Genomic DNA, 23,598 nt, shown 5'->3' with positions numbered 1-23,598 from the left:
AAAAAGAAAAGGCGGTCACAAACCGCCTTGCAACATGCTGGTGACCAGCAGCTGATAATCCCCCGGCCCTTTCACAATAAACTCCATTTTATAGCGCCGGTCGGTAATGATGGACTCCGCCAGCGCTGTCAGGTGACAAGCCGCACTGCTGAGTTCCGGCTGCGGCATTTGCAGACGTACCTGATACTGCTCTTCCAGTTCTTTTACCCATACCGTTGAAATGGCCTGAGTTTCGCTACCGGCAATGCCTTTACGGATCCATTGCAGATAAATACCGTGCGGACCTTTGAAATTAGTGCGGACGACACGGATATATCCCTCTCCGGCATCGGACTTCCACGGGCAGACCCGCTGCACCTGATCAATCCAGACCGGCATTTTATACACGCCGGCAAAGGGCCAGGTTTCGCCCTCTTCGGCCGCAGACTCAGCGTTGGCTGTAACGTCCGCAGCTTTAACAGCAGCAGCCATCGGCCAGAACAGCAGCAAAACGGTAATAACGCGTGCTAATGTCATAATGATCCTCCTGCCATTAAGCCTAGCAGCGATCTGTCTCAGCGCTCTGCCTGATGATGCCCGGCCTCAAGCCGAAAACACCGCCTGATTACTGCCGCCGGCATCCCACGACGGACGCTGATAACACACACTGAGAATGTAAAAGGTCTCCTCACCTTTCGGCAGGCGCACGGTCACTTCGTCATCAATGCGCTTACCTAATAGCCCCCGCGCCAGCGGCGCATCGACGCTGATATAGCCGCGCTTGAGGTCAATTTCGTCCTCGCCCACCAGACGATAGCGGTGGATGTTTTCCTCATCGTCTTCGAGTTCCAGCCAGGCACCAAAAAAGACTTTCTGCGGATCAGCCGGCAGCCGATCCACCACCGTCAGAATCTCCAGACGCTTCAGCAGAAAGCGGACACGACCGTCGATCTGGCGCAGGCGGCGTTTGCCGTAAATGTATTCGGCATTTTCTGAGCGATCACCCAGCTTGGCCGCATCGGAGACTTCCTGCGTAACCTTTGGTCGTTCGGTTCGCCACAGATAGTCGTATTCTTTGCGTAAAGCCTGTTCCCCTTCGGGGGTAATCAGATGGCTGCGTTTGGGCAGCGGCTTTTTTTCCTGTTCACTCATAAACAACGGGGCCTGTACCAAAAGATTTCATGGTTTCGCAACAGAGTCATGTCAGGGTGTCAGTATGGGCATGCCTGAAGAGCAACGAACAGTATGCCAAAAGAACCGGAAAAACCGGCACGACAATCTGGATGATGACGCAGAATGATCAAACGCAGCGTAAAAATGGTGACCGGTATTCTGCTGTTGCTGCTGGGGATTATTATCACTCCGATGCCCATCCCGCTGGGCATTATCCTGATCATCCTTGGCCTGTCCATGCTCGTCGGCACCATTCCGCAAGTGCGGCATTTTTTGCAGTTTATACGTCGCCGTTACCGCGCGTTTTCTCACAAACTCAACCGGATCAAACATCGCCTGCCGGCGTTTGCCCGTCAGCTGATTGAGGATACCGACCCCGACCAGCCTTGAGCAGCACGCTTTGCCTGCACCATAAAACCGGAAACACCCGCCGCTGTGCTAGCATAAAGACATGAATTCAGATGCCCTTTCTCCACTGGCGGCCAACGATACCGCCACTGACGACTTCGCACCCCTGCTCGAGTTACTGAGCCTGCGTCTGGCCGATGGTCAGACCTGCAGCGAATATGACCTGCTGTGCTGGCTGCAGGCACCTGAACAAGGCGTATTCCGCGCGGATGCTTTGCGTGATTCGCTGACCATGTTCCGCAGCCATTTTATTCTGATGCACTGCCTCTACCGCCTGCAACGACAGTGGGCCACAGAGCAGAGTGCCTTACTCGATATCAGCGCCCTCAGAATTTGCCGCCAGCCCTGGCCGCAGACCTCTCAGAGCAGCACGCTGGCGGAACACCAGCCACTGGCTGAGTATTATCTCGATCTCAGTCAGCTGAATACCGGCCAGGATGAAGTGGATGAGCTGCTGCGCAGTTTCTGGCAAACGATGCTGCAGCCGGAACAGGAAGATCAGGATATTGCAGAACTGGAACTCAGTAAGCCAGTGACAGGGGCGGATATTCGATTACAATATCGCCGTCTGGCCATGCAACACCATCCGGACCGTGGCGGTGATGTAAACCGTTTCCGCGATATTCAGGCCGCCTTTCAACGACTCAAGCACCGGTATTCATGATTAAGCTTTCTCTTCCGTTCGTTCTGCTCAGTGTGTTGCTCAGTTTCTCCGCCCACGCTCAACTGGTCATTCTGCAATACCATCATGTATCCACGGATACTCCTGCCTCCACCAGCATCAGCCCAGAAGGCTTTGCCAGCCATCTGCAGTTGCTGGAGCAGGAGAATATGCATGTGATTGATCTCGGCCAGGCGCTGGCCAAAATCCGTGCAGGTGAATCATTGCCGGAGAAATCCGTCGCCATTACCTTCGATGACGCCTATCGCTCGGTGTATGACAACGCCTATCCATTGCTGAAACAGCGCCAGTGGCCTTTTACCGTTTTCGTGAATACCAATGCGGTGGATGAACAACACGGCGTGGTGATGGACTGGAAACAACTGAAAGAACTGCAGGACAACGGCGCCCTGATTGCCAACCACAGTGCCGATCACCCTTACCTCATTGCACGCCCCGATGGCATGACTCTCGATGCCTGGCTGACCCAGGAAGTGGCAGAACCGGAAGCTCGTCTGCAGAAAGAGCTGGGCACCAGTCATAAACTGCTGGCCTATCCTTATGGTGAATTCGATCTGGAGATCATCGATTGGCTGGCAGCAAACGGTTATCTGGCTTTTGGTCAGCAATCCGGGCCGGTCGGCCCGATGTCTCATCCGCAGGCGCTGCCGCGCTTTCCGGCCTCGGGTATTTATGCCAACGTCAAAACCCTGAAAACCAAACTCTACACTCTCGCCCTGCCGGTGCCGCCAACACAACTGGTTGAACCGGTACTGGCCGAAGACAATCCGCCGACTCTGGCCATTCATTTCCCGGAAGTTGACCTGCGCCCGCGCCAGATCCAGTGTTTTGCCAGTGGTGAGGGGGCGATCAGTACGCAGACCGAGTCCGACAACGGCGTCGTGAATCTGATCACCCGTGCAGAAAACCCCATTCGCGGCGGCCGCAGCCGTTATAACTGTACGGCGCCCAGTATCCGTCACCGAGGTTGGTACTATTGGTATTCACAACTGTGGATTAACAGTGCAGTAAAATCACGCTGAAACCGGAAAACAACGGCCGCCAGCATCCGTCTGCCATCATTGTGGTTGGTACTATTGGTATTCACAGCGGTGGATTAACAGCGCAGTAAAATCACGCTGACAAGCAGACCTCAGAGCAAACGGCGCGACAGCTGATTTAACTGTTGCTCGCGCTGCTTCCAGTCCGGCAGACACTGAGTCATCAACGCTTTAAACCCCGCACCATGATCAAAGTGGCGCAGATGACACAGTTCATGCACCACCACCAATTCCAGCAACTCAGGCGGTAACTGCATCAAAGCCAGATTCAGGTTGATGTAGCCGCGCTGCGACAGACTGCCCCAACGGGTGCGCATCTTTTTAATACGCAATTGCGGACGGCGTACATCAAACTGGCTGAAAAACGGCCACCAGCGCTCAATCATCTGCGGATATTCGTGGCGCGCCTCAGCTCTGAGCCAGGCATCCAATGCCTGCTCAATCTGTGCAGGCTGCCAGCTTTCCGGCACCCAGACCGCCTGTTCGGCCACCATAAACTCGTCCAGTGCACTGAGCTTAAAGGGTAACTCACGGCCACGGATCAGGACGCTTTCCTGCGCTACCTGCTGTCGTGCCAGCACTTCACTGCGGCGTTTCAGCAACCAATCGTGGTTGGCATTAACAAAAGCCAGCACATCGGCCTTCGGGTACCCCAGCGGAATACGCAGATCAACGTCGCCATCGGCATTAATCAGCATGCGCATACTCTTACGCCGCATCGCTGACAAATGAACAGCGACCTGCTCACCGCCCACTGTCAGCCAGAATTGTTGTTTGTAAGATTTCCGCACGGTCTCAAGCCTGTTAGGATTAGCGCCAAATTCAGGAGTAGCGTATGTCCGACCTCAATAGTATCCCATCCCTTAATGAAGACGAACTGGAAACCCTGGGCGTATTGCTCGAAGACGAAGCCGACCGCCAGGACAGTTTCGATTTCTTCGCCGTTCACGGTCTGATGACGGCACTGATCGCCGGTCCGGTTGAATTCAATGTTCAGCAAGTCTGGGATTGCGCCTTCGACGAACAACTTGGCTTCAGCAAAGCCGAGAAAGAGCAGGTCAATGCCCTGCTGCTTAAACTGGGCAAAGAAATTCAGGCATGGCTGGATTCCGGCCAGGACTTCCCGGTTCCTGCCGACCTGACGCTGGTCGACGATGAAGAAGAGCCACCACTGGAAAGCTGGGCCATGGGGTTTATGACCGGAGTCCTGCTGCAGGAAGAACAATGGTATGCGCGTGAAGAAGAAACCGTTGCCCAGCACCTGTTCCCGATTATGTATGCCTCAGGCCTGTTTATGGACGAGCCGGAGATGGAAGACATCGACGATGACATCGACCTGTCGAATCAGATGTGCAGTAATATTCCTGCAGCCGTCGTTGAGCTGTACCTGTTGTTGCACGCCGAAGACTGACACATCATCCAACGTGACACACATAAAAAAGCCCGGATATTTCCGGGCTTTTTTATGTGGTAAAAGAATCAGAATACGTTATGCGCCGACGTTACGTACCCACACTTCCACCCGGCGGTTTTTATTACGTCCTTCCATCCCATTAACAGAAGCAACCGGCAGGTTTTCACCATAGCCGACCGAGTTTTTCGGATAAATGCCGTAACGCACCAGCTCTCGACGCACAGCCATGGCGCGTAATTTGGATAATAACTGCGAACGTTTTTCGGTTTTCTTTTTATCGCCAAAACCAATCAGTACCACTTCAGCGGAACCGTTGGCGTGCAGGAAATCAGCCAGACGCTCCAGATCTTTCAGGGCTTTGTTATCCAGCTTGGCGCTGCCTTCCTGAAAACGGAAATTAATGGTTAAACGCTTGGCATCGGAAGTCAGCTGACGAAAATCTTCTGGTAATTCATCGTAGAATTCCGGCATCACCGCTTTTAATTCCTGCGAAATAAAGCCTGTATCAGCAACGATTTGTTGCCCGGCATCCTGCAGTGAAAAATCAATAAATTCTTTAACGTAAGCATTCGCCGGTTCATCATCGGTGTACATAAACAAACGACGGGACAGTGCGTAATCTTCGGTCGCGACGGTCAGTTTGTTCGGCAGCAACGACTTGGCACTGCCATCAGATACCGACAACAACCGCGCAGATCGCACCGACGACAAGCCGACAAAACCAATTCCGGCACTGTCAGCGGACACACGGTCCGATAACTCCGCATTGGATTCAAAGCGCTCGGCATCGGCAATTAACGTACGCTCGCCTAATACCATGCCACTGAAACTATCCCAGGTACCGGACTTATCATCACGGGCATACACATGAATCGGGCCTGGCTTGCCACCCACTTCAGACCAGTCGCTGTAACCACCGGAGAATATCTCGGCAATTTCTTCCACGCTCAGATCACTGACCGGATTATCCGGATGCACAATAATGGCCAGACCATCAATTCCGATGATGTGTTCGCTGCCCGGGCTGCGCATATTGGCCAGCGGCTGCAGTAAATTAAATTCTTTATCTTTAACCGGGCGGGATGCGGCGGCGATATCGGCACGCCCTGAAGCCAGGCCTTTAAAACCAGTACCGGATCCGTGGGCTGCAATGTTTACCGTCAACCGGGTACGGGTGGGCGCGTAAAAGCCACTGACCTGAACCTCGTTCTCAACATCGGTATTTTGCACGGCAATGTTTTCTGCACCTTTTTCCTGCAGCCAGGCTTTCACCAGATTGGGGGCCAGTTCGGCGCCAATGGTGTTCGATCCCTGAACAGAAAAAAGATTAATTTCGCCATCAACCGGCAGCCCCTCAAAAGGTGCTGAAGGCTCGGCGTAAGCCGTCGCAGCAGAGATAAGAGTTAAAGCGGAAAAGAAAACATTGCGCCAGAAATTCATAAGACTTACTTCTGAGTTTAAATTTGGGCGCGATTGTATGACGCTTTTGTGACAATGCAATGACAAATGTCAGGAGGCCAGAACGATGAGTGGCAACCTCAGAATAAAAACCTGCAGCGCCGCGTACGGCTTAAGGTTTTTGGCTAACGTCCCGAATATGAGACAGATGCGCGCTGACATACGGTTCCTGAGTAACCATTTTGCGCATATTTTTCAGTGTGTAATAAGGCGCTTCTACCACCATGCTGTTGGCCAGCCAGGCTGGAATTCCCCCTGCCGGGTCTGCATGAACCTGATAAATCACCATGACCCAACCATCATCCTGTGGCTGAAATTCCCAGAAGCCCTGCATATCGGTTATACGGATAAACTCATCATTGGCCGGGAACACATCGTTGCGGACCTGCATATCAATATGCACTGTGCCAAGGGCCGAATCCTGAGTAAGAACACTGTCAATGACACTGTCACGGTCTTTCACCGGCCAGGGAGCCTCTGTCACCATATAAAATAAACGTTGCTGCGCAGAGACCTGTTCGATGACTTCCAGTGCACGGCAATTATGTATCCACTGCGGGCCGGCTTTATTATCTTCAATCAGAGCCACCAGCGCAGACAGCGATGTCTGCACACGCAGCTCGCCACGAAACTCGCGCATATCAGAATGTTCTGCAGCACGGGTGTACACACGAATCTGATGACTCTTATCCTCTTTTGCCAATTCCCAGTCCGCTATACAGACCTGGCTCAACAACAAAGACACCACGACCAGCAGACGAGCAGCCAACCACATAAATAGATCTCGCTATGCTTGATTACAGGCCGGAGCATGCCTGCACTTTTATGATCACTGTAGGTGCACATCAGCCAAAATAGCGCCGTCATAATTGGCAGAACCAGCGCGAAAATCAGCCCGGAAGTACAGGACCTATGATGCCCCGCTGCCGGCTCCGGTCAATGACCGCCCTGACACTGAGGGGACGGCGGCACGGTCGCTTCCAGCCATTCCTGTGGTGAATAAAGATGCAAAGCCAAGGCATGCACCGGCCCTGAAAGCTCTTCAGCCAGCAACTGGTATACCTGCTGATGACGGGCCACCGGGCGTTTGCCATTAAACGCATCACTGACGACCACCAGCTTGAAGTGTGAGTCAGTGGCTGGCCCGGCATGCATATGGCTTTCGTTAACAATATCCAGATGCGAAGGGCTTAAAACAGCGAGTTTGGAGGCAATAGATTCAGCGATGTTCATGTTCGGCCTATTAGAAAAGATGACAACAATGGCTACTATAAAACAACCGCGGACAGTTGCACAAAACCTATGTAAACATATACAGTACCGGACTGAATTTGAACCACCAGACGGAAGCCAATCATGCAGGATATCGATACCACCAGCACCCAATCTCTTGTTGATCGTTACTACGAAGAAGAGAAAGCAAAACGTGAGCGCGAGCAGACTCTGGCCGCTTTCACCATGCGCCTGGACGCCAACGATCTGGCCATGCTTAACGTTATTGCCCGTCGCTTCCGCAAGAATCGTGATGAAATCGCTCAGGAAGTGTTGTCCAACGCTCTGATTGATCTGTTTGCCCGCCTGGACAGCGGTGAGCGTAAACTGCTGGCCCGTGATGCCGATGAAGCTGCCCGCTCAATCGCCGATGAAATTGCCGAAGAAAACGGCATTCGCAGTGTTGAAGTTAAAACCGGTGTCTGGGCCAACCATGACCGTCAGATCACCAAAATCGAACGTAAGAAGGCCAAAATGCAGGAGTCCGATAATCGTCCGCAGGCTAACAACCCCGATAACGATGACTCTGACGATGACGCCTCTCAAGCAGACGAGCCGTCTGACAACCAGACACTGACAGCCCAGGCAGACAATACTGCAATGGCATCAGCGGACACCAACCCTGAAACAGATACAGTAGCGCAGGAAGAAACGAAAGAAACAGAAGAGAATCAGCCAATGTCGATGTTCGGCAGCTGATTCATAATGCAGGCAGAAACAAGCGCTGTAACGCAGCTCTCGTTTCTGCTGGCTTGTTTTCAGCAGCCCGCCTTCGCAACCCTGGTGTAGCAGTAGCAGATCACAGGCTGAAACTTGAAAAGCCAGAGCGCAGAAGTGCACAAAGCCCCTGGCGCGCTCACTCCAGATTCAATCGCCGATGCAGCACCGTGTTAACGAAAACGCTCAGCGCGGGATAAATACCGTCAACCCAGATCCGCTATTTGCGCCACAGGCGCAGTTCTCTGAACTCCCCCGGCCCCGCTTCAACCCAGACAATCTCAGCCTGATCTGAGAAGACAAATTTATTGCCGAGCAGAAAGCCTGCCCGTCGCCGACCGGACACCGTTGCCGAGGCCTGACGCCCCTGCTTTTTGGCGCTCCGGGCAAAATTTTCTTGTAAGACATCCATAGTTGTCTCCAATCCAATCAATTTCACCTTGCCGATTGAGATTAACTTACCCCTCAATTGTGACAGTCCAGTGTCGGAGATTTTCACCGGTTAACGCAGTATCTATCGGTCTTCAGGCCACTGCGTTCAAGTGAGCGGTTGCTCTCCACTGGCCTTGCTTTACAATGTGCCGCCCTTTTAATCACTCGTCAATTGGAAAGCGTCACTATGGCAATTCAATGGTTCCCAGGGCACATGAACAAAGCCCGCAAGAAAATCAGCGAAGCGATGCCGGACATCGACATCGTGGTCGAGGTTCTTGACGCCCGCCTGCCCTATTCCAGCACCAACCCGATGGTTGACGAGCTGCGCGGCGATAAAACCTGCATCAAGGTACTGAACAAGGCCGATCTGGCCGACCCTAAGGTCACTCAGCAGTGGGTCGATTACTTTGGCAAACAGCACAATACCCAGGCCATTCCGTTGGTTGCGGAAGACCGCAATCAGGTTAAAAAGCTGATTGCTTTGTGCAAAAAACTGGGTAGCTCCCGACTGGAGAAAAAACTCTCGATACGGGTGATGATCATGGGCATTCCCAACGTCGGTAAGTCCACCCTGATCAACGCACTGGCCGGGCGCTACATCGCCAAAACCGGTAATGAGCCGGCGGTGACCAAATCCAATCAGATGATTGATCTGAAAAACGGCATCATTCTGTCCGATACGCCGGGAATTCTCTGGCCAAAATTTGAGAACGAACACAGCGGCTACCGTCTGGCCGCCAGTGGTGCCGTCAAAGATACCGCCATGGAATACACCGATGTGGCGACCTATGCACTGGGTTATCTGCTCGACCAGTACAGTACTGAGCTGTCGGCACGTTTTCGCTTTAAGGAATTACCGGCCACAGCCTCTGAAGCCCTGAGCACCATTGCTGCCAAACGCGGTTGTCTGAGACCCGGCGGCATTGCCGATTTGCACAAAGCCGCGGAGTTGTGCCTGCATGAGTTGCGGGCGGGAAAGATTGGCCGGATTACGTTGGAGAACCCGGCCATTGTCGAACAGGAACTGGCTGAAATTGAAGAGCGCCGTCTGGAAGCGCTCAGACTTCTTGAAGAATCGCCTGATAAACCTGCGTAAAGGTCTGCCACTGAGGGTCTTCGTCCGCCACCACTTCGATCGGGTATAAACCCTCGGCGGTGGGAATACGGTCAAGGCCTTCTTTCAACAGCTCCATGTCTTTGCAGTAAATAATCCACTGACACACTCCGGCATGGGTAATCACCATCGCCACCAGAGCATTTTCACCGGGCTCAAGTTTATTTTGCAGGTGCTCACCAAAGGTCAGAATTTTGCCCTGCTCGCCTAAGCTGGGAAAGCCGGTACTGTCATCAACACTGCCGGCGTTCCAGGCAATCTGCACGCACAGCGGGTAAGATTCCGACTCGCGGGCAAGCTCCCAGTCTTCACGGTACTGAATGCTGATGGGCTTGTCGTTCAGACTACCGCCAGCCCGGACCCAACGGTTGTTCGCCAGCATGGCTTATTCCTTTTTGTTTGGTTGCATTCAGACTAATAGAAATCGGTGCAAATGCCAAAAAGTCATTGCCGTCAGCCCCCACTCAAAGCAGGTTTAATGGCAATTTGAGATACGCCACACCATTCTCTTCGGCCTGAGGGAATGCTCCGGCTCGGATATTCACCTGCAATGACGGCAAAATAAGCCGCGGCATATCTAGGCCAGTATCACGTTCCGTGCGCATCTGAATGAAATCCGTCTCACTGATACCGGCTTTTACATGGATATTGTCAGCCCGCTGCTCCGCTACCGTAACAGCCGAACAAACCGGCCGCTCAGACGGCGGATAGTCATGACATAAATGCAGCACCGTCGTATCCGGCAGCGACAACAAACGCTGTACCGACTGATAGAGCGTCGCCGCATCACCACCGGGAAAATCACAGCGGGCAGTGCCCACATCAGGCATAAACAACGTATCGCCAACAAACACATCCTGCTGATTGACCCGATAGCTGACACAGGCTGGCGTATGGCCGGGTGTGGCCAATACATCAATATTGCTGTCACCCAACGGCAGACGGTCGCCGTCGCTGACTAGCTGGTCAAACTGACGACCATCGGCGACAAAGCGCTCATCTTCATTGAAAATTTTCTTAAAGGTACCCTGCACCTGACGAATGTCAGCGCCAATCACAATCTGCGCGTTACTGTGCTGGCGAATGTAATCAGCGGCGGTCAGATGATCGGCATGTGCGTGGGTTTCCAGCACATATTTCAGCGTCAGCGACTGCTGTGCGACCTGAGCCAGAATATCGTCAATAAACGGAGTACTGGTACGCCCGGACTTCTGATCGAAGTCGAGCACCGGGTCGATAATGGCGGCCTGACCCGTGGCTTTATCCGTTAACAGATAAGTAAAGGTGGACGTATCTGCGTGGAAAAAACTGTCGATGCGGATGGTTGCATCATCATTTGGCTGGCGGGTCATTGTTACCTCCGGCGATATGAATTTAGCGTGATTATATTAGCATATTCTTATTTAGCAATATTTGATATACACTTTAAAAAGCGTAGCCCGGAAGACAAACCATGATCAATCACGATGCCCTCGACCATCATCGTCAGGATGCCGTCCGCCTGCTTAAGACTTTGGCCAACGAGCACCGCCTGACCATTCTGTGCTGCCTGCGTCATGGTGAAATTTCAGTCAGTGAACTGACCAGTCGTCTGCCTCTGAGCCAGTCGGCGCTATCCCAGCATCTGGCCTGGCTGCGCAGCGAACATCTGGTACATACCCGCCGCAGCGCCCAAAATGTCTATTATCAGCTCAGTGACGATAAAGCCGAGCGGATTATTAATGTACTGAATGGCCTGTATTGCGATACCACACCCAAGACAACACCACCTGCCGCCTCTCAGGAGACCACGTTGCATGCGCCTGACTAACACTCTGTCGGGTTATCAGCGCCGCTGGCTGATGTCCGACATTACGGCCGGACTGGTCGTTGCAGCGCTGATTACCCCACAAGCCATGGCCTACGCGCTGCTGGCCGGGATGCCTCCACAAGCCGGGCTGTACGCCGCCCTGTTGCCGGTGCTGGCGTACGCGCTGCTGGGCAGCAGCCCCATTCTGGCCGTAGGCCCGGTGGCGGTTATTGCCCTGATGACCTTTGAGGCACTGCACAACGTTGCAACGCCCGGCAGCGCTGAATACCTGAGCATGGCCAGTGCGCTGGCACTGCTAACCGGCTTGTGGCTGTTATTGTTTTATCTGATTGATCTGGGACGCTGGACCACATTTATCAGCCATTCGGTGATTTCTGCCTTTACCAGCGCAACCGCCATTCTGATTGTCGTCAGCCAGTTAAAATACATTACCGGCATTCCGCTACCCGGTGGCAGCTCACTGTGGCAAACCGCAACGCATCTCAGCAACGACTATCCGCAATGGCAACCGGAAGCGGTAGCCATTGCGCTGGCGGCGCTGCTGCTGCTGTACAGCTGGCAATGGCTGATTCCGAAAATCACCTGCCGCCTGCCACTCTGGCTCAGCAGTCTGCTGAATAAAGCCGGGCCACTGGCTGCGGTTGCAATGGGCATTGCCGTCGTTCAGGCCGTGACACCGACCATTGCCACTATTGGTGAATTACCCGCGGGCCTGCCAGTACTGGCTCTGCCTGCACTGACCATTGATCAATGGCAAACGCTGCTGCCGGCGGCGGCGGTTATCGCCCTGATTGGCTATCTGTCGAGTCTTTCGGTGGCGGAAGCGCTCGCGCCACTGCCGGATAGCACCTCAGCCGCCAACGCGGAACCATCCACGCCGCCGCGCTTACGCACCAATCAGGAGCTGCTGGCCTTAGGCATCGCCAATTTAGCCGCTGCCATCAATCAGGCTTTCCCGGTGGCCGGTGGCTTTGGCCGCAGTGTGGTGAACCGCGCAGCAGGCGCCCGCACGCAACTGGCCAGTATCATTACGGTCGTATTGGTTGCGCTGGTTTGCCTGTTTGCCAGCCGGCTGTTTATGGACCTTCCTTACGCGGTTCTGGCAGTCATTATTGTCAGCGCGGTGCTGCCCCTAATCAGCTTCAGCGACGCCCGGCGCGCCTGGCATTTTCAGAAGAGCGACGGGCTGGTATGGCTAACCACCTTTACCGCCGTGCTGGCAGCGGGTGCGGTCGATGGCATTTTACTCGGCATGGTGCTGTCGCTGGTGCTGTACCTGCGCCGCTCCAGCGAGCCTCATATTGCCGAAATTGGCCGGGTCGGAGACAGTGACCATTTCCGCAATGTCAAACGCCATCAGGTGACCACCAGCACGCAGGTACTGATGATCCGTATTGATGAAAATCTGTATTTTGCCAACGGTCAGTATCTGGAGGATGTTATTCGCCAGCGCCTGCAAAGTGGCGGGCACATCCGCCATGTGGTTCTGGTCGGCAGCGCCATCAACCATATCGATTTCAGTGGGTTTGAAACCCTGCAACACTTACTCAGAGAACTGCGCAAGCAGCACATTCAGCTGCATCTGGCTGAAGTTAAAGGTCCGGTCATGGATCAGCTGGGTAAAACCAATCTGCTGGAAGAACTTGCCCCGGGCCAGGTATTTTTTACCGCCAGTGAGGCATTGCGCACCCTGGCAGACTGCTGAAATCATGGGCGGAAGGATAATGAGTATGAAACAACCAACCTCAGAGCAACCCTGTCAGAATGCCGCACCCTGCCAGAATGCCAATACCAGCCCCACGGACGATGTAGCGCCCCCTAACCCTGCTGAAAACGCGGGTGAACCGGTTGATGAACGAACGGACGGACGCCGTTACGAAGTCCAGCCGCAACGCGACGGTGCGCGCTTACGGGTTCGCTACCGCGAAGGTACAACCCGCAGCGGCGCCTGCCGTCTTTGCCGCTGATCCCCAGTCTCAGGGGTTAAACCCCTAATAACTGCAGGTTAATTTCTCTTTGCTCACAGGCTATGATGCCTGCCCTGCTATGTGACGGAGCCTGTTTATGATTCTGACTTACAGCCTGATGATTCTGGGTCTGTTGATTATCGCCCTGCTGGCTGGCTATGCCTGGCATCTGACCCGCAAGGTCAACGCAGTAAAACAGCGCCAGCAGGAGGAAGAAGCTCAGGCCGCCCTGCAATTGCGTAACCGCCAACTGGAACTGTTGCAGGATATCCGCTTTATCGCCCGCTCCGTACTCGACGAGCAATGCGAAATTACCGAAGGCGTGCTGCGCATTCAGTACCTGCTGTCGGCCCTGGACCCGACGGTATGGGAGCAGGATGAACTGCGCGCCGTACGCAGCCATTACCAGTCAACAGCATCGATGCCTATTCTGGATGCCTACAAACAGCTGCCCCGCAAAGAACAGTTCAAACTGGATCAACAACGCTGGGCTCTGGAAAAAGAAAACCAACCGGTCATTGAACGCGAACTGCGTTGGCTGGTCAGTTATTCTTTCCCTGCCGTCACGCTGATCCAGTGATTGCATAAAACTCACCAGCCCGCCAATAAAGACAAGGAGCACACCATGCGCCACCTACTGCTTATTCCTGCCCTGCTGTTCAGCGCGTTCAGCCAGGCCGAATGGACACTGCAACCTTCTTCTGCACTGACTTTTCTGACCACCAAAAATACTCACCTGACCGAAATACATCACTTCCGCAGCATCAGCGGCAAAGTCAGCGATCAGGGCATGGCCGAACTGAACATCGATCTGACCAGCATTGATTCCGGCATTCCGGTACGCGATAGCCGCATGCAGGAATTTCTGTTCGAAACCAACCGCTTCAGTCATGCGACCTTTAACGCCGTAATTCCTGTCGAAGCAATGAATAAAGCGCGCAACGGTGCCAGCCAGACGCTGGATCTGAAAGGCACGCTGATGCTGCATGGTAACGAGGAAGAAGTAACGGTGCCCGTGCTGATTGTTCCGGCACAGGATAAAAGCGTGGTCATCACCAGCCTGCAACCAGTATTGGTGCATGCGGACAGTTTTGCCCTGACCGCCGGCATTCAGAAATTGCGCGATATAGCCAAACTGGAACGTATCGCCGAGGTGGTGCCGGTCAGCTTCAGCCTGACCTTCAGCCCTGCGCAATAATCCGCAGAGCCGTTATAACCCTGCCGCCGCGAATCTGCGGTGGCATCAACCTTTGGCACGCTGCTTTGCCTGTTTCAGCAGCTGTTCGATATCGTTAACGGTATCATTCATGGCCGTCATCACCACGGTATTCAGTGCCGATTCAATCAATACCTCCAGACTGCCAAAGTGGTAATCGCCAATAGCATCCGCCAGCCCCTTATCGAGATCACTGCGGAAATTCTGCACGATCTTTTGTGCGTGTTTACGGTGCGGTCTGTCCTGCATATAGAGTCTCGGTTCATTAAAGGTTAGGCCCTAGCAGTCCATAGACTGAGTAGCAGGCTGAATGATCAGTGGGTCAGGCGTCAGATCTAAAGATGTGGATTTATTGGTGTAATCCAGCTGATTCAAAACATGGCGCATCGCATTCAGACGCGCGCGCTTTTTGTCATCCGAGCGCACCACCGTCCAGGGCGCATCCAGATGATTGGTGTAATAAAACATCGCCTCTTTGGCTTCGGTGTAGTCATCCCATTTATCCAGCGATGCCAGATCAATCGGGCTTAATTTCCACTGTTTTAACGGGTCTACCTGACGGCTCTGAAAGCGTTGTAACTGCTCCTGACGGCTGACAGAAAACCAGAATTTCACCACACGGATGCCGGAACGTACCAGCATCCGTTCCAGCTCCGGCACTTCGCGCATAAACTCCAGATATTCGCTGTTGCTGCAAAATCCCATCACCCGCTCCACACCAGCCCGGTTGTACCAGGAGCGGTCAAACATCACGATTTCGCCCGCCGCCGGTAAGTGCTGAACATAACGCTGAAAATACCATTGGGTGCGTTCGCTATCACTGGGCTTTTCCAGTGCCACAACGTGAGCGCCACGCGGATTCAGATGTTCCATAAAGCGTTTAATGGTTCCGCCTTTACCTGCGGCATCACGTCCCTCAAACAGCAGAACAATTTTCTGACCGGTTTCTTTGACCCAGCTCTGCATTTTTAACAGCTCAATCTGCAGACTCTGTTTTTCCTGTTCATAGCGTTCGCGGGTCATCCGCTCACCGTAGGGCAAATGCAGGGTTTTCCCCGGCTCGGCCTGTTCAGCTTTTTTATCCGCCGGAATGATCAAAGGAAATGAGTGAGAAGCGGAATCAGACATGACACCTCCAATAGAAGCAAAATAAGACTCTAGCCGAATCTGAGTGGCGGCTTTTGATGCTTGTCACTGTTCGGCACTGATAAAAGAATCGCGGCCATTGCGCTTGGCCTGATACAGGTAGCTGTCGAGATGATCAATGACCTGCCCCAATTCAAGGTTCTGATGGGGGCGCGGTGTAATGGAGACAAAGCTGCCGGAGGCCGTCATCGGTACCGGCTGCTGCAGGTCGTTATGCACATTCATTGCGTGGATTGCCTGCTGTACCCGTTCAACCACGGCACGCAGCTGATCCGGCTGACAACCGGGCAGCAGCAGCGCAAATTCTTCGCCACCAAGACGGCCGATATGATCGGTTGGACGCATCACGCTTTTCAGGGTGCGGCATAACGTTTTTAATACCCGGTCACCGGTGCCATGACCATGCACATCATTCACCCGTTTAAAATGGTCAAGGTCGAGCAGAACCATGGCAAACACATGATACTGTCGCTGCCCGCGCGACCATTCGCGCTGATAGGCACGTTCAAAACCGCGACGGTTTTCGGCTCCGGTCAAAGGATCAGTCAGTGCCAGTCGCGCCTGCTCTTCCGATTGCTTGACCATCATCAGACAGGCGGCAATAACCGCCGCCAGATGCTGCATAAAATCGGTGGCCATACCGCCCTGAAAACGCGTTGGATTCATTGAATACAAACGCAATTGCCCCAGATACACCTCGTTGCGCATTAACGGCAAAGCCAGACCACTTTGCCAGGGCGGAGGTGGCGCAATCGGGGCGGCATCAATAATGGGAACTCGACTCTGAAACTCGAGCTGATTGAGTAATACGCCCTGTTCCAGATCGAGGGATTGCAGCATCGCGGCTTTTAATTCGCCGTCAGGGTCGCAAACTTTGAGGGTGGCGGCGTCCAGATCAAACTGAGCGGGTAAGCCATCAAGCAAAAGGGTCAGAAAATCAAACCAGGTCTGGCAGGACAGCAACTGCAGCTCAAATGCCTGCAGGCGGCGCAACAGCGCTTCATTGCGCCGGGCGTTATCCAGTAATTCCTGTAAGTCCACTCTGTTACAGCTCCTTATCCGTCCAGAGCAGTATAGATGCTCCCTGCCATTTCGCGTTCCCGGCATGCCGGCGGAAGATAAAAACAGAAACATTTGCTAAACTGCCGCGCTTTCCATAACCAGTACCGCCATGAATCCATCGGTTTTGATCTTCGACTCCGGCGTCGGAGGACTCAGTATTCTCAGTGAAGTGCGGCAATTGTTACCGCATCTGTCGCTGTATTATCTGATGGATAACGAAGCATTCCCTTATGGTCTGAAATCGGATGATGAACTCATCCCCCGGGTACTTCAGGTGTGCACCCGGGCGGTACAGCAGTTACAGCCGGATCTGTTGATCATCGCCTGCAATACGGCCAGCACGCTGACCCTGCCGCAACTGCGTGAACAACTGGATATACCGGTCGTAGGCGTTGTCCCGGCCATTAAAGTGGCCGCAACCCTTGCAACAAACCAGGCGGCGCAGAGCAACTCCACAACCGGCTGCCATATTGGTCTGCTGGCCACCCCGGCGACCATTAACCGTACTTACACCGATAACCTGATCCGCGATTTTGCCGGGCATTGCAGCGTGCGTCGCTTTGGCAGCAAAGAACTGGTGCAATGGGCTGAGGACTGGATCAGTAAACAGCGTCCGGCGGAATCTCTGTTTGATCATCTGGATGATTGGCTGCAACATCCGGAGCCATTAAGCCATGTCGTCCTTGGCTGCACCCACTTTCCGTTACTGAAATCGCAGTTGCAGCAGCTATGGCCAGCCATTGAATGGGTTGATTCCGGTAACGCCATCGCCCGCCGGGTCGCGGATCTGCTGCCACAAGTGGCAGCACCAGCTCGGGAAGGCACGGCAACCGCCGTGGCCGACGGCGATTTGCAGTGCTTCTGGACGGATAACCACAAGCAACCTGCCGGTGCCATCCGCTATCTCAGCGCGCTGGGATCGCTGAGCCGCTGTGCGGTTTTGCCAGAAAAGTAAAACTTATACAAAAACCTGTTTGTATAAGTTTTAAAAAATTGAGTAAAATACTCGGGTATTTAAATTAACAACGGTATAGACATGTCAAATCTAGAATCCCTGTACCAACAGGTACTGTCGGAACTGGGCGAAAACGTTGAACGTGAAGGTCTGCTGGATACACCAAAGCGCGCAGCCAAAGCGATGCAATTTCTGACCAGCGGCTACACCACCGACCTGCATGAAGTGGTCAACAATGCGGTTTTCACCAGTGATAACGATGAAATGGTCGTGGTTCAGGGCATCGAGTTTTACTCCCTGTGCGAGCATCACGTGCTGCCCTTTATCGGCCGTTGTCACATTGGCTATCTGCCGGATGGCAAAGTACTGGGTCTGTCCAAATTTGCCCGCATCGTTGACATGTTCGGCCGCCGTCTGCAGATTCAGGAAAACATGACGAAGCAGATTGCTGAAGCCGTCCAGGAAGTCACTGGCTGCCGTGGTGTCGGTGTTATCGTTGAAGCACAGCACATGTGCATGATGATGCGCGGCGTGCAGAAACAAAATTCCATGATGCGCACATCGGTCATGAAAGGTGATTTCCGTTCTAACGCCGCCACACGCGACGAATTTATGCGCTTGATTGGCCTCTGATAATCCCGTTTACTCGGACAATTATCGGTTAAGGGGGCGTCATGCCAGAGCAAGCGTGGTGGATATGGCCGCTGCTGCTGTATACCTTCGGCATACTGGCAGCGGTTGATGCACTTTGGCAGGGGCGCACCGCGCAAGGCACCATTGCCTGGGTTCTCGGCCTGTTGCTGATGCCCGTCATTACCCTGCCACTCTATGCTTTCTTCGGCAGCAGGCGCTTTCATGGCTACCTGCGCGCCCGACGTCACGGCGACCACAGCCTCAGTTTTATTGCCGACCAGGTACAGAACGGACTGGAACCTTTTGCGCTTGATCCCGGTACGCTGACCCAGCCTCTCTACCCTCTCTTTCGCTTGCCGCAGATTGGTGGCAATCAATGCCGCCTGCTGACCGATGGTGAAAGCACCTATACCACGATGTTCCAGCGTATCGCGGCTGCGCAACGCTATGTTTGTGTGCAATTCTATATTTTGCGTGACGACGACACCGGCCAGAAGCTGGCCGATTTACTCTGTGAACGCGCCCGCGCCGGCGTTGCCACCTACCTGCTGTACGATGAAATCGGCAGTCGTGGTTTAGGCCGTCGCTTTCTGAAACCGCTGCGCGACGCCGGCGTTCGGGTATCGCGTTTTAATCCTCTGCAACTGCGTAACCGTACCCAGCTCAATTTCCGTAATCACCGTAAACTGGTGATTTGCGATGGCGAGTACACCTACGTCGGCGGCTACAACGTTGGCAATGAGTATCTTGGCAATCCACAGGACAACAGTGTCTGGCGCGATACTCATGTCGAAATTCACGGCCCGGCGACACTCAGTTTTCAATTGTCATTTACCGAAGACTGGCACTGGGCAACCCAATACCTGCCGAGCATCGAATGGCTCGGATGCCCCGCCCAGGGTGACAGTAATGTGATGTGCATCGCCTCCGGGCCTGCCGATGAAACCGAAAGCGCCAGTCTGTATTTTACGCATCTGATTCACAGTGCCAAAAAACGCTGCTGGTTGGTCAGCCCGTATTTTGTTCCCGATCAGAATCTGGTCAGCGCTCTTCAGCTGGCTGGCCTGCGCGGTATTGATATCCGCATTCTGGTGCCGGAAAAAAGTGACAGCTGGCTGGTACAACAAGCCATGCGTGGCTACATCGATTTACTGAGCCACTGCAATGTGCGCTTTTACACGTACAAAAAAGGATTTTTGCACCAGAAGGTTCTGCTGATTGATGATGAATGGTCGAGCATTGGCAGCGCCAATCTCGATAATCGCTCACTGCGGATTAATTTTGAAATCGGCGCTCTGATTCAAAGCCGCCATTTTGCCGCTGACGTTGAAGCCATGCTGCTGACCGATTTCAACCATTCAGAACCGACTACCATCAGCCAGCACTGGTGGCCTGTATTGCTGGCCAAGACAACCCGCCTGCTGGCACCTTTGCTTTAAGCCCGCAGCAAAGCCTGAGCATAATTTGATGAATTAATTATGACAGTCATTGCCGATACCAGCTCAGGGGCATAGAGTGAACGAATAACAATAAGAAACCAGAGGGATCGCCATGGTTAATCTGTTATTCCGTAAAGCACTCAAACACCCGTTCACATCGGTTCTGCAACCCATTCTGCTTACCAGCATGCTCGCCCTTGGCGCCACCAGCCACGCCCGCACCATCGAAGGATTTGAATTTCCGGAAATCCTGCCGCAATCCACCGATCACCCGGAACTGCAATTAAACGGTGCCTCTGTCCGCACCCTGTATTATCTGGTCGATACCTACGTTGGCCTGCTGTATGTTGAACAGCCCTCTGCAAATCCCGACCAACTCATCGAACAGGAAAGCTACAAACGCATCGTTTACCACATTCTGGTCAACCGCGTGAGCGGACGCCGTATCGCAACAGCCATGTACGATGCGCTGCAACTGAACATTTCAACCGACGAAGCAGCGGAAATGGATGAACGGCTGGATAAGCTGGTCAAAATGTTTGACGGAAAGCTGGTACGCGGTGATGCCGGCTATGTTGATTACGTGCCCGGTGTAGGTTCACGCGTGGTCATTAACGACGAAGTTAAAGGTATTTTGCCCGGCAAAGATCTGTATGACGCATTATTGAAAATATGGATCGGCGAGTATCCGGTGTCTCATCGCTTTAAAAATGAAATTCTGGGCCTGAACAAAGACGACCAACATGAGCACATTGCGGCAGAATGATTACGGCCCAGGCTGTGTTATTGCACGCCACCCTGCTTGCTTTTAGCCCAACCGATACAAAAAAAGCCACGCATGCGTGGCTTTTTTTACACCAGTTCGTTGATCAGAACTTCATACCAGCGCCGACCATAAATACCAGCGGATCGATTTCAACATCAAGTTCACCCAGTGCGGTATCAGCCTCACTGTCAATATCCATTTTCCACACAGCGACGTTCGCTAACAAATTATCGCCCAGATCATAATTCAGACCTGCAGAGTACGACAGACCCCAGCTTTTACCCAGATGATTAACCGCGCCATCCTCTTCGAAGAAGAACGTATGGTTCACACCCAGACCCACATAAGGCTGCAGCTTGGATGCTGGATCCATCAGATAATACTGAGCAGATACTGTTGGTGGCAGATGCTTGGTTGTTGCAACACGGTTGCCATTCAATTCAATACCATGCTTAAACGGAGTAGCCGCCAGCACTTCAACACCAATCTGAGGAGCCACCATATAGGTCAGAGTCAGACCCAGTTGAGTGTCATCTTTAACAGTCAGCCCATCAACACCACTGTCTTCCTTCGGATTCACATTAACGATACCCGCCTTAACAATAATATCGCCGGCTTCATAAGCCAGTGCTGGCATTGCCGAAACCGCGACTGCGCTTGCTAACAAAGTTTTCAACAGTTTCATTCTGTGTTCCTCATCTATGCTCAAAAGATGGACTCAGATTAACGGTTAATACCGGGTGCAGTTTGATGCAAATCAAGAAATAAAAATGCCCGTGTTTATACCCGGATATAAGTTGTGACAGGTCAACTTACGACGATATTAGCCGTTGTCCATTCCACTTCTGGCATGAGTATTTCATTGTCTTATCGGCATAAGCCCGCCAGAATGAATCACACCGGTCTAATATGAACCCATACAGAGCGGCAATAACCCGGTGTATACCCAAATCCGACAACTGACTGTGAAGCACTGATGTGAATACCCCAGCCAGCTACAAAAACTACGCATCCATTGGCCGACGGCTGTTATCGTACCTGCTGGCATTCAGCTTTGTGACCACGCTGGCTGCCTTTCTCTACATCCTGATGTCCGATTATCAACGCGGCATGAGCAGCTACGACAAAAACCTGCGCCAGATCCAGACCAGCTATCAGCAAAGCATCAGTTACAGCCTGTGGAACTTTGATGCGCGCCAGATTGAGTCACAACTGAACGGCATTCTTAACTTTCCGGGCGTGATGTATGTCTACATCGAAAACCGCGGCAACGTGCTGCACAGCGCCGGGGATGTGTACAGCCAATCCGATCAGAGCTACTCGTTCGCTCTCGACTACCAGAGTGCTGGTCAGCCCTACCATCTTGGCAACCTGCACCTGAACATTAATTACACCGGCCTTTACGACGAGCTCAAACACAAAACCGTCAACATCCTGCTGACACAGTTCGTCAAGACCTTTTCCGTCTCCATATTCGTCCTGTTTATTGTCCACCAGGTAATTACCCGACGTCTCAGCAAAATGGCCGAATGGGCCAGCCAGTTCAACCTGAGCAAACTGGATCACCCATTGGTACTGAACGATGCTCAACATCAGCGTGATGAACTGAGCATGGTCGCCGACGCCATTAACCGTATGCGCGAAACCCTGCAACAGGATGTTGACGAGCGCGAACGCTCACGTATGCAGCTGGAAAGCACCAAAGAACAACTCAGCATGGCAATTAACAACGCGGCCATTGGTTTTTGTCGTTATCTGCCGGATGACGATACGTTTGAATGCAACAATCACTTCGCCAACCAATTAGCCAGCACTGAGCTGGAGCTGGAAAGCATGAAACACCCGATGGACCGCCTGATGGATATGATCAGCGGCCCTCACGGAGTAGAGCAAAGAGAACGTATTAATAAACTGCTGCAGGGACGTATAGCCCGTATTCACGATGAGTTTTGCCTGTACAACTTCCGCAAGGAAGAATGTTATTTCGACATCACGCTGCAGATTATCCGCTACGATGAAAACCGCCCCCAGCAAATTTTAATCTGCGTTGTTGACCGCACCAAAGAGCAGATTGCCCGCCGCCACGCTCAGGAACTGACCATATCACTGGAAAATAAAGTGACCCAGCGCACTGAAGAACTGTACAACGAACAACTGCGCACCAAGGCCACCGTACAGAAACTGGAATACGAACTGGATCAGCTGAATACCAATGAACGCCAGCAACAACAGAAAAAAATCAACCACCTGCTGCTCAATCAACTGGAACACCTGGCCGAACACATACGCCAACCGGATATGATGCCGGGCATCCAGGTTTTTCTGCAGTATCTGCGCATCACCACCCATGATGAACGCACCAGCATCAACCTGACCCACTGCATTGAAGAATGGCTCAACCAAACGCCGGCTCTGCAGAACATCAAGGTGAATCCGCAATTACCTTTTTCATTGATTATTGAAGAAAACCCCCTTCTGATCCGATTCCTGCTTGACTACCTCATTCTGAAGGAACCGCTGCTGAGCCAGTGCTCCCAGCTCGACCTGCAACTGCGCCTGGTAAATAACATGGTAATGACGACCATTGATTTCCATCTCGACTCTCCGCTGAATCCCGCGATCAATGAAACGTTAAACGACGCGAAGAACGGCCGGCTAAGCCAGCCCGACAGTGAATTTTACGATTTATGTGATCATATTATTTCACTGCGTTTTGACGGTAAGCTGGAACGGCTGCTGACTGAGCCCGATACACTCCGGCTGGAGTTCAGTCTGGATATGGCGCGCCTGTAAGCAATGCCCTGTTTCACCGCAACCCTCAATAACAATGTCTAGTCCTGAAATACGTTGACACTTATTTCGCAAACGCCCGATGAACCTCATCGGGCGTTTTGTATTTAAGAGACAGGTGC

The 23,598-nt window shown here is 52.9% G+C and carries 29 protein-coding genes; 16 read left to right on the top strand and 13 right to left on the bottom strand.

What is annotated here, in order from left to right; all coding sequences use genetic code 11:
- Window positions 1-15 precede the first annotated feature (15 nt).
- Window positions 16-516: a hypothetical protein gene (locus NYR02_RS10735; RefSeq protein ID WP_260976367.1), complete on the bottom strand. Its 501-nt coding sequence runs from the start codon at window positions 514-516 to the stop codon at window positions 16-18.
- 66 nt (window positions 517-582) lie between these two features.
- The gene (gene greB / locus NYR02_RS10730) at window positions 583-1,131 is read right to left on the bottom strand and encodes a transcription elongation factor GreB (protein WP_260976366.1); all 549 of its coding nucleotides are present in this window, start codon (window positions 1,129-1,131) and stop codon (window positions 583-585) included.
- 144 nt (window positions 1,132-1,275) lie between these two features.
- On the opposite strand from greB, the gene NYR02_RS10725 reads away from it, so the two are divergent.
- The 3 genes from NYR02_RS10725 to NYR02_RS10715 all read left to right on the top strand — a co-directional run bounded on the left by NYR02_RS10725 (window position 1,276) and on the right by NYR02_RS10715 (window position 3,264).
- The gene (locus NYR02_RS10725) at window positions 1,276-1,542 is read left to right on the top strand and encodes a hypothetical protein (protein ID WP_260976365.1); all 267 of its coding nucleotides are present in this window, start codon (window positions 1,276-1,278) and stop codon (window positions 1,540-1,542) included.
- A 61-nt stretch (window positions 1,543-1,603) separates the two neighbouring features.
- Window positions 1,604-2,224 (top strand): DNA-J related domain-containing protein, encoded by a 621-nt coding sequence (locus tag NYR02_RS10720; protein ID WP_260976364.1) that lies wholly within the window; start codon window positions 1,604-1,606, stop codon window positions 2,222-2,224.
- Window positions 2,221-3,264 carry a polysaccharide deacetylase family protein gene (locus tag NYR02_RS10715; protein ID WP_260976363.1) on the top strand — a complete coding sequence of 348 codons (1,044 nt, stop codon included), beginning with the start codon at window positions 2,221-2,223 and terminating at the stop codon, window positions 3,262-3,264. Before NYR02_RS10720 ends, NYR02_RS10715 begins: the two co-directional genes overlap by 4 nt.
- A gap of 110 nt (window positions 3,265-3,374) precedes the next feature.
- Here NYR02_RS10715 and NYR02_RS10710 read toward each other — a convergent pair whose 3' ends face one another.
- Window positions 3,375-4,073: a M48 family metallopeptidase gene (locus NYR02_RS10710; RefSeq protein WP_260976362.1), complete on the bottom strand. Its 699-nt coding sequence runs from the start codon at window positions 4,071-4,073 to the stop codon at window positions 3,375-3,377.
- A 44-nt stretch (window positions 4,074-4,117) separates the two neighbouring features.
- On the opposite strand from NYR02_RS10710, the gene NYR02_RS10705 reads away from it, so the two are divergent.
- Window positions 4,118-4,693 (top strand): YecA/YgfB family protein, encoded by a 576-nt coding sequence (locus NYR02_RS10705; protein ID WP_260976361.1) that lies wholly within the window; start codon window positions 4,118-4,120, stop codon window positions 4,691-4,693.
- A 78-nt stretch (window positions 4,694-4,771) separates the two neighbouring features.
- Here the strand turns inward: NYR02_RS10705 and NYR02_RS10700 are convergent, their stop codons facing one another.
- From NYR02_RS10700 to NYR02_RS10690, 3 genes are all read right to left on the bottom strand, one after another.
- Complete coding sequence (locus NYR02_RS10700; RefSeq protein ID WP_260976360.1) at window positions 4,772-6,136, bottom strand: substrate-binding domain-containing protein; 1,365 nt, start codon at window positions 6,134-6,136, stop codon at window positions 4,772-4,774.
- 130 nt (window positions 6,137-6,266) lie between these two features.
- Entirely contained in the window at window positions 6,267-6,929 is a 663-nt protein-coding gene (locus NYR02_RS10695) for an START domain-containing protein (RefSeq protein WP_260976359.1), read from the bottom strand.
- Window positions 6,930-7,090: 161 nt separating this feature from the next.
- Entirely contained in the window at window positions 7,091-7,387 is a 297-nt protein-coding gene (locus NYR02_RS10690) for a BolA family protein (protein ID WP_260976358.1), read from the bottom strand.
- Window positions 7,388-7,510: 123 nt separating this feature from the next.
- Between NYR02_RS10690 and NYR02_RS10685 the strand changes: the two genes are divergently transcribed.
- On the top strand, window positions 7,511-8,125 hold the full coding sequence (locus NYR02_RS10685; protein ID WP_260976357.1) for a hypothetical protein: 615 nt from the start codon (window positions 7,511-7,513) through the stop codon (window positions 8,123-8,125).
- A 238-nt stretch (window positions 8,126-8,363) separates the two neighbouring features.
- Here NYR02_RS10685 and NYR02_RS10680 read toward each other — a convergent pair whose 3' ends face one another.
- Window positions 8,364-8,642: a hypothetical protein gene (locus tag NYR02_RS10680; protein WP_260976356.1), complete on the bottom strand. Its 279-nt coding sequence runs from the start codon at window positions 8,640-8,642 to the stop codon at window positions 8,364-8,366.
- Window positions 8,643-8,762: 120 nt separating this feature from the next.
- Here NYR02_RS10680 and ylqF point away from each other — a divergent pair, with 120 nt between their 5' ends.
- Window positions 8,763-9,674 (top strand): ribosome biogenesis GTPase YlqF, encoded by a 912-nt coding sequence (gene ylqF / locus NYR02_RS10675; protein ID WP_260976355.1) that lies wholly within the window; start codon window positions 8,763-8,765, stop codon window positions 9,672-9,674.
- On the opposite strand, the gene NYR02_RS10670 is transcribed toward ylqF, so the two are convergent.
- On the bottom strand, window positions 9,637-10,074 hold the full coding sequence (locus NYR02_RS10670; protein WP_260976354.1) for a DUF695 domain-containing protein: 438 nt from the start codon (window positions 10,072-10,074) through the stop codon (window positions 9,637-9,639). The two genes, ylqF and NYR02_RS10670, sit on opposite strands and share 38 nt — an antisense overlap.
- Before the next feature lie 82 nt (window positions 10,075-10,156).
- Window positions 10,157-11,044, bottom strand: a complete 888-nt coding sequence (locus tag NYR02_RS10665; RefSeq protein WP_260976353.1) for an MBL fold metallo-hydrolase — start codon at window positions 11,042-11,044, stop codon at window positions 10,157-10,159.
- 101 nt (window positions 11,045-11,145) lie between these two features.
- On the opposite strand from NYR02_RS10665, the gene NYR02_RS10660 reads away from it, so the two are divergent.
- From NYR02_RS10660 to NYR02_RS10640, 5 genes are all read left to right on the top strand, one after another.
- Window positions 11,146-11,502 carry an ArsR/SmtB family transcription factor gene (locus tag NYR02_RS10660; RefSeq protein WP_260976352.1) on the top strand — a complete coding sequence of 119 codons (357 nt, stop codon included), beginning with the start codon at window positions 11,146-11,148 and terminating at the stop codon, window positions 11,500-11,502.
- Window positions 11,489-13,207 (top strand): SulP family inorganic anion transporter, encoded by a 1,719-nt coding sequence (locus NYR02_RS10655; protein WP_260976351.1) that lies wholly within the window; start codon window positions 11,489-11,491, stop codon window positions 13,205-13,207. Before NYR02_RS10660 ends, NYR02_RS10655 begins: the two co-directional genes overlap by 14 nt.
- A gap of 25 nt (window positions 13,208-13,232) precedes the next feature.
- Window positions 13,233-13,469: a hypothetical protein gene (locus NYR02_RS10650; protein WP_260976350.1), complete on the top strand. Its 237-nt coding sequence runs from the start codon at window positions 13,233-13,235 to the stop codon at window positions 13,467-13,469.
- Window positions 13,470-13,566: 97 nt separating this feature from the next.
- The gene (locus NYR02_RS10645) at window positions 13,567-14,049 is read left to right on the top strand and encodes a DUF2489 domain-containing protein (protein WP_260976349.1); all 483 of its coding nucleotides are present in this window, start codon (window positions 13,567-13,569) and stop codon (window positions 14,047-14,049) included.
- A 45-nt stretch (window positions 14,050-14,094) separates the two neighbouring features.
- Window positions 14,095-14,667 (top strand): YceI family protein, encoded by a 573-nt coding sequence (locus NYR02_RS10640; RefSeq protein ID WP_260976348.1) that lies wholly within the window; start codon window positions 14,095-14,097, stop codon window positions 14,665-14,667.
- A gap of 45 nt (window positions 14,668-14,712) precedes the next feature.
- Here the strand turns inward: NYR02_RS10640 and NYR02_RS10635 are convergent, their stop codons facing one another.
- The 3 genes from NYR02_RS10635 to NYR02_RS19450 form a co-directional block, all read right to left on the bottom strand.
- A complete protein-coding gene (locus tag NYR02_RS10635) occupies window positions 14,713-14,934 on the bottom strand; it encodes a hypothetical protein (RefSeq protein WP_260976347.1) in 222 nt (73 codons plus the stop codon).
- A 30-nt stretch (window positions 14,935-14,964) separates the two neighbouring features.
- Complete coding sequence (gene ppk2 / locus NYR02_RS10630; RefSeq protein ID WP_260976346.1) at window positions 14,965-15,813, bottom strand: polyphosphate kinase 2; 849 nt, start codon at window positions 15,811-15,813, stop codon at window positions 14,965-14,967.
- A 63-nt stretch (window positions 15,814-15,876) separates the two neighbouring features.
- A complete protein-coding gene (locus NYR02_RS19450) occupies window positions 15,877-16,872 on the bottom strand; it encodes a GGDEF domain-containing protein (RefSeq protein WP_338055948.1) in 996 nt (331 codons plus the stop codon).
- 130 nt (window positions 16,873-17,002) lie between these two features.
- Here NYR02_RS19450 and murI point away from each other — a divergent pair, with 130 nt between their 5' ends.
- The 4 genes from murI to NYR02_RS10600 all read left to right on the top strand — a co-directional run bounded on the left by murI (window position 17,003) and on the right by NYR02_RS10600 (window position 20,686).
- Entirely contained in the window at window positions 17,003-17,848 is an 846-nt protein-coding gene (murI, locus tag NYR02_RS10615; protein ID WP_260976345.1) for a glutamate racemase, read from the top strand.
- Between the two features lie 81 nt (window positions 17,849-17,929).
- Complete coding sequence (folE, locus tag NYR02_RS10610) at window positions 17,930-18,481, top strand: GTP cyclohydrolase I FolE (protein ID WP_260976344.1); 552 nt, start codon at window positions 17,930-17,932, stop codon at window positions 18,479-18,481.
- Window positions 18,482-18,522: 41 nt separating this feature from the next.
- Window positions 18,523-19,920: a cardiolipin synthase gene (gene cls / locus NYR02_RS10605; protein WP_260976343.1), complete on the top strand. Its 1,398-nt coding sequence runs from the start codon at window positions 18,523-18,525 to the stop codon at window positions 19,918-19,920.
- Window positions 19,921-20,032: 112 nt separating this feature from the next.
- Entirely contained in the window at window positions 20,033-20,686 is a 654-nt protein-coding gene (locus NYR02_RS10600; protein ID WP_260976342.1) for a chalcone isomerase family protein, read from the top strand.
- Between the two features lie 103 nt (window positions 20,687-20,789).
- Here NYR02_RS10600 and NYR02_RS10595 read toward each other — a convergent pair whose 3' ends face one another.
- Window positions 20,790-21,371, bottom strand: coding sequence for an OmpW/AlkL family protein (locus tag NYR02_RS10595; protein WP_260976341.1), 582 nt, complete (start codon window positions 21,369-21,371; stop codon window positions 20,790-20,792).
- Between the two features lie 293 nt (window positions 21,372-21,664).
- On the opposite strand from NYR02_RS10595, the gene NYR02_RS10590 reads away from it, so the two are divergent.
- The gene (locus tag NYR02_RS10590) at window positions 21,665-23,479 is read left to right on the top strand and encodes a hypothetical protein (RefSeq protein WP_260976340.1); all 1,815 of its coding nucleotides are present in this window, start codon (window positions 21,665-21,667) and stop codon (window positions 23,477-23,479) included.
- Window positions 23,480-23,598 lie beyond the last annotated feature (119 nt).

The organism is Thalassolituus pacificus, assembly GCF_025318105.1.
Taxonomy (GTDB): Bacteria; Pseudomonadota; Gammaproteobacteria; order Pseudomonadales; family Oceanobacteraceae; genus Venatoribacter; species Venatoribacter pacificus.
The sequence above is the reverse complement of the archived record's forward strand: the minus strand, read 5'-3'. Positions and strand labels throughout refer to the sequence as shown.

Coding starts and splice junctions, on each gene's coding strand:
- NYR02_RS10640 (WP_260976348.1), top strand. CDS start 14,095: ATGCGCCACCTACTGCTTATTCCTGCCCTGCTGTTCAGCGCGTTCAGC.
- NYR02_RS10700 (WP_260976360.1), bottom strand. CDS start 6,136: ATGAATTTCTGGCGCAATGTTTTCTTTTCCGCTTTAACTCTTATCTCT.
- greB (WP_260976366.1), bottom strand. CDS start 1,131: ATGAGTGAACAGGAAAAAAAGCCGCTGCCCAAACGCAGCCATCTGATT.
- NYR02_RS10735 (WP_260976367.1), bottom strand. CDS start 516: ATGACATTAGCACGCGTTATTACCGTTTTGCTGCTGTTCTGGCCGATG.
- ylqF (WP_260976355.1), top strand. CDS start 8,763: ATGGCAATTCAATGGTTCCCAGGGCACATGAACAAAGCCCGCAAGAAA.
- NYR02_RS10645 (WP_260976349.1), top strand. CDS start 13,567: ATGATTCTGACTTACAGCCTGATGATTCTGGGTCTGTTGATTATCGCC.
- NYR02_RS10715 (WP_260976363.1), top strand. CDS start 2,221: ATGATTAAGCTTTCTCTTCCGTTCGTTCTGCTCAGTGTGTTGCTCAGT.
- NYR02_RS10685 (WP_260976357.1), top strand. CDS start 7,511: ATGCAGGATATCGATACCACCAGCACCCAATCTCTTGTTGATCGTTAC.
- murI (WP_260976345.1), top strand. CDS start 17,003: ATGAATCCATCGGTTTTGATCTTCGACTCCGGCGTCGGAGGACTCAGT.
- ppk2 (WP_260976346.1), bottom strand. CDS start 15,813: ATGTCTGATTCCGCTTCTCACTCATTTCCTTTGATCATTCCGGCGGAT.
- NYR02_RS10655 (WP_260976351.1), top strand. CDS start 11,489: ATGCGCCTGACTAACACTCTGTCGGGTTATCAGCGCCGCTGGCTGATG.
- NYR02_RS10595 (WP_260976341.1), bottom strand. CDS start 21,371: ATGAAACTGTTGAAAACTTTGTTAGCAAGCGCAGTCGCGGTTTCGGCA.
- NYR02_RS10695 (WP_260976359.1), bottom strand. CDS start 6,929: ATGTGGTTGGCTGCTCGTCTGCTGGTCGTGGTGTCTTTGTTGTTGAGC.
- NYR02_RS10600 (WP_260976342.1), top strand. CDS start 20,033: ATGGTTAATCTGTTATTCCGTAAAGCACTCAAACACCCGTTCACATCG.
- NYR02_RS10660 (WP_260976352.1), top strand. CDS start 11,146: ATGATCAATCACGATGCCCTCGACCATCATCGTCAGGATGCCGTCCGC.
- NYR02_RS10720 (WP_260976364.1), top strand. CDS start 1,604: ATGAATTCAGATGCCCTTTCTCCACTGGCGGCCAACGATACCGCCACT.
- folE (WP_260976344.1), top strand. CDS start 17,930: ATGTCAAATCTAGAATCCCTGTACCAACAGGTACTGTCGGAACTGGGC.
- cls (WP_260976343.1), top strand. CDS start 18,523: ATGCCAGAGCAAGCGTGGTGGATATGGCCGCTGCTGCTGTATACCTTC.
- NYR02_RS10665 (WP_260976353.1), bottom strand. CDS start 11,044: ATGACCCGCCAGCCAAATGATGATGCAACCATCCGCATCGACAGTTTT.
- NYR02_RS10705 (WP_260976361.1), top strand. CDS start 4,118: ATGTCCGACCTCAATAGTATCCCATCCCTTAATGAAGACGAACTGGAA.
- NYR02_RS10670 (WP_260976354.1), bottom strand. CDS start 10,074: ATGCTGGCGAACAACCGTTGGGTCCGGGCTGGCGGTAGTCTGAACGAC.
- NYR02_RS10635 (WP_260976347.1), bottom strand. CDS start 14,934: ATGCAGGACAGACCGCACCGTAAACACGCACAAAAGATCGTGCAGAAT.
- NYR02_RS10725 (WP_260976365.1), top strand. CDS start 1,276: ATGATCAAACGCAGCGTAAAAATGGTGACCGGTATTCTGCTGTTGCTG.
- NYR02_RS10690 (WP_260976358.1), bottom strand. CDS start 7,387: ATGAACATCGCTGAATCTATTGCCTCCAAACTCGCTGTTTTAAGCCCT.
- NYR02_RS10650 (WP_260976350.1), top strand. CDS start 13,233: ATGAAACAACCAACCTCAGAGCAACCCTGTCAGAATGCCGCACCCTGC.